The following is a 3,206-nucleotide window of genomic DNA, read 5'->3' as shown; positions in this document are numbered from 1 at the left end:
TCTTCTTTCGCTGCATTCCAAATTTCGACGATTTTATCATTAGCAGCTTGCGTTTTTGCTTTTTCCATTTCGTAATGATCTGTATACATCTTTGATATATGAGCTTGTTCTTCCACAGTTATTGTTTTCATTCCCGTGAAAGCTTCTTGTGTTTTTTGAATTTCAGCGTTCTTCTTTTCTTCGAATGTATTAACAACTTGATTTTTCATGTCCTCATATTTTTGAATAATAGGAGGAAGATTCTCATCCGTAATCACTTGTTGTTGTGCAAACATTTCCATAGCGACAGTACCGACTTGTTGAGACATTTCCATATAAGAACCAACGACTTTCTTCGTACTCTGGGAGATTTTATCCACACTCTGCACTGTTCCATCAGCAGCTATATTTACGCGATTTTTAAATAAATCTACAGCTGGTATCGCCTCTTCATTTAAAGCAGTGTATATAGCGTATCCTGCTGCTCCAATCGCTGCTGCTCCCGCTAACCAAGGAGCAATTGCGCAAGCTGCAGTTCCTAACGCCGCTCCTAGACCACCTGTAGCAATTCCTGCCGCCCCGACGCCTGCTGTTGTCAAACCTAACGCTGTACCTAAACCTCCTAAAGACGTCACAAGTCCTCCTATAGTCGTTATGATCGGCCCCAAAATCATGAGTATTGGACCTAAGACCACAGCTAAGCTTCCAATTATGGCTATCGTTTTTTTAGCTTCAGGAGAAAGTCCAGAGAAAGCGTTAGATAAAGCTTCGACGCTTGATTTTACAATCGGCAAAACTTGTTCCGCTACATCCAAGAAAACTTCCCCTAAAGGTTCCAACGCTTTTTGCATTTCACGGTAAAGGGATAGTGCTTTCTTTCCGAATGCTTCCTCTTGCGTCATGACAAGGTCTTTCATTTTTCCGTCTGTTCGTTCTAATTCGTCATTTGTATCTGTTAAACTGTAAACAACTTTATTTCCTAAATCTTCAAATTTCACGCCGAATATAGAAATACCAAGTTGTGTAGCTTTCACTTGATCGTCCATTCCTTTTAGTTCACCGATAACAGCTTTAAATACGTCAGCAGCCGGACGTTTTCCAGCTTCAAACTCTTTCCAAAGATTTTGTGTTCCTTTTGACATTTGTCCCATCGCGTCGGATACACCTTTAGAACCATCTTGCACACGGATACCGAATTCTTTCACTAAATCATTGACATAATCTAGATTGTAAGCTCCTGCATCTAATCCATTCTTTAAGATTGATAGCATTTCACCAGAAGTGAAACCAGCTTGCTTGAATAATGGCGTATATTCAGCTAAGTTGTCCGTAAACTCTCCCGATACATCCAAACCAGCTTGTAAACCAGCCGTTATGATATCTAAAGCTTTATCGCCAGTAACTCCATATTGCGTCATGAGAGCTGAAGCGCCTCGAGTTGTTTCGTTTAAATCTACATCAAAAGTTTCTGATAATGCCATAACGCCCTCTGTAACGCTTTGTAAATCTTCAAGTGGTACTTGCTTCATGTTTTGCCACACTCGCATCACAGCGTCATCTACCTGGCGTAAATAATCACCCCAACCATGTATAAATACTTCTTCAGCTACTTTACCCACATTCTCAGCACCTTTAGCGGTTAAACCTAAAGATGATTGAATTTGCTTTTGTGAAGTATCGAAATCATTAGCCCACTTACCAGTAACACCCATAACACCAACTAAAGCAGGTGTAACAGTGCTGGCTAGGTTAGAACCGATTTCCTTCGTCTTATCGCCAACTTCTTTTAATTTACTACCTGTTCGTTCAGCAACGTTTGCTTGTTCTCTTAACGATGTACTTGTTTGTTCAACTTCATTTTTTAATCGCATTTCAGCTGTTCTAGCTTCATGTAACTTTGTTTCTAATTTGTTAACTTCGGTTGAGTTTGCGCCATATGCTGTTTTAGCCTGTTCTAATTGTTGCTCTAAATTGTGGACCGAACGCGCAGATAATTCTAACTGTTCTCCTAAATGACGTTGTTGCATTTGTAAGTTTTCTGAAGCTGATAAGCTATCACCTAAAGCAACTCGTTCTTGTTCTAAAGATGATTTTAATTTATTGCTTTCAGTCACCAATTTCGCTTCAGCTTGTTGCAATTCGTTTAATTTCTGTTTTGACTTACCTACTTCACTATTTCTTTCTGCTTCAGCTTGCCGTGCACGATCTAACGCTTGTGTCGTTAATTGAATCTTATTTGACATTTCCGCTTCAGCAATTTGAGCTTTTCTCATCGCTTCTTCGAGATTTTTTACTTCAGTAGAGTTTTCTCCCCACACTTGCTTTGCTCTTTGTAATTGTTGTGCCGTTTCTTGTGTCTTCCTTTTAGCTAGTTCATATTGTTTCTCAAGTGTGGATAGCGAAGCTGCATGTTTATCGACTTCTGATCCAGTCAACTTCATTTGTGTTTGTGTCAACTTTAATTCTTGATTCAAGGCTCTATTTTCGCGGTTCATATCGTTCATATTCTTTTTATAATCCGCTGTATCAGCCCTAAACTTTATTACTGTTTCTTTTGAAGGAGTAGCCATTTATTTTCCACTCTCCTTTTCCTGGATATGGACTTTCCATCCTTCATAAGCACTTTTGTTTTCCGCTATTCTTTGAACGTCACGTAAAGGTAAATGCCAGAACGTTTTTTCCGGGATTTCAAAAATAAATACATAGAGACTATATAAATCAACTACGCACTCTATTTCGAATTTCGGAAGCGCTAAGCCTTTTTTCCCGCTTTTTGTTGGAAACCTTTTGCCATGTTGTTTTTATCTTTTTGCTTTTTTAATACAGCCCCAAAGATTTTGAACGCTTCTGTCATATCGACTTCATATTTTTTCATAAATGATTCGAAATCCATGTAATCAGAAACGGTTGCTTGACGATACGCTGCATACACAACGCAGAATGTATCTAACAAATTAACGTTCCCTGCATCACCCCTAGTATCTAATAAAGTACTTAAAAACGATTTTCCAATAACGCCCTCTTTTTCTAGATTAAATAGCGTCCACGCAGTTAAATTAGGGTTAATTTTTACCACTTCGCCATCGGTTAATATAATTTCGTTCGTCATGATAAATCTCTCCTTTTAGACAAAATGAAAAAGCGCCAACGAGAGCGCCCTGCGTATTTTTATTTTGGTGTAACCTTACGTAGTTCAGCAGGATTGAATGTAGTTAACCATTTTTTTT

General features: G+C 38.6%; 2 protein-coding genes. Both read right to left on the bottom strand.

Features of this window, described 5'->3' with window-relative positions:
- A partial coding sequence (locus ACQRBL_RS29390) for a phage tail tape measure protein (protein ID WP_427736155.1) occupies positions 1-2,549 on the bottom strand: 2,549 nt, incomplete at its 3' end.
- 182 nt (positions 2,550-2,731) lie between these two features.
- Positions 2,732-3,088 (bottom strand): hypothetical protein, encoded by a 357-nt coding sequence (locus tag ACQRBL_RS29385; RefSeq protein ID WP_411996680.1) that lies wholly within the window; start codon positions 3,086-3,088, stop codon positions 2,732-2,734.
- Between the last annotated feature and the right edge of the window lie 118 nt (positions 3,089-3,206).

Origin of the sequence: Bacillus sp. AF62, assembly GCF_050312695.1 — a bacterium.
Taxonomy (GTDB): Bacteria; Bacillota; Bacilli; order Bacillales; family Bacillaceae_G; genus Bacillus_A; species Bacillus_A cereus.
The sequence above is the reverse complement of the archived record's forward strand: the minus strand, read 5'-3'. Positions and strand labels throughout refer to the sequence as shown.

Coding starts and splice junctions, on each gene's coding strand:
- ACQRBL_RS29385 (WP_411996680.1), bottom strand. CDS start 3,088: ATGACGAACGAAATTATATTAACCGATGGCGAAGTGGTAAAAATTAAC.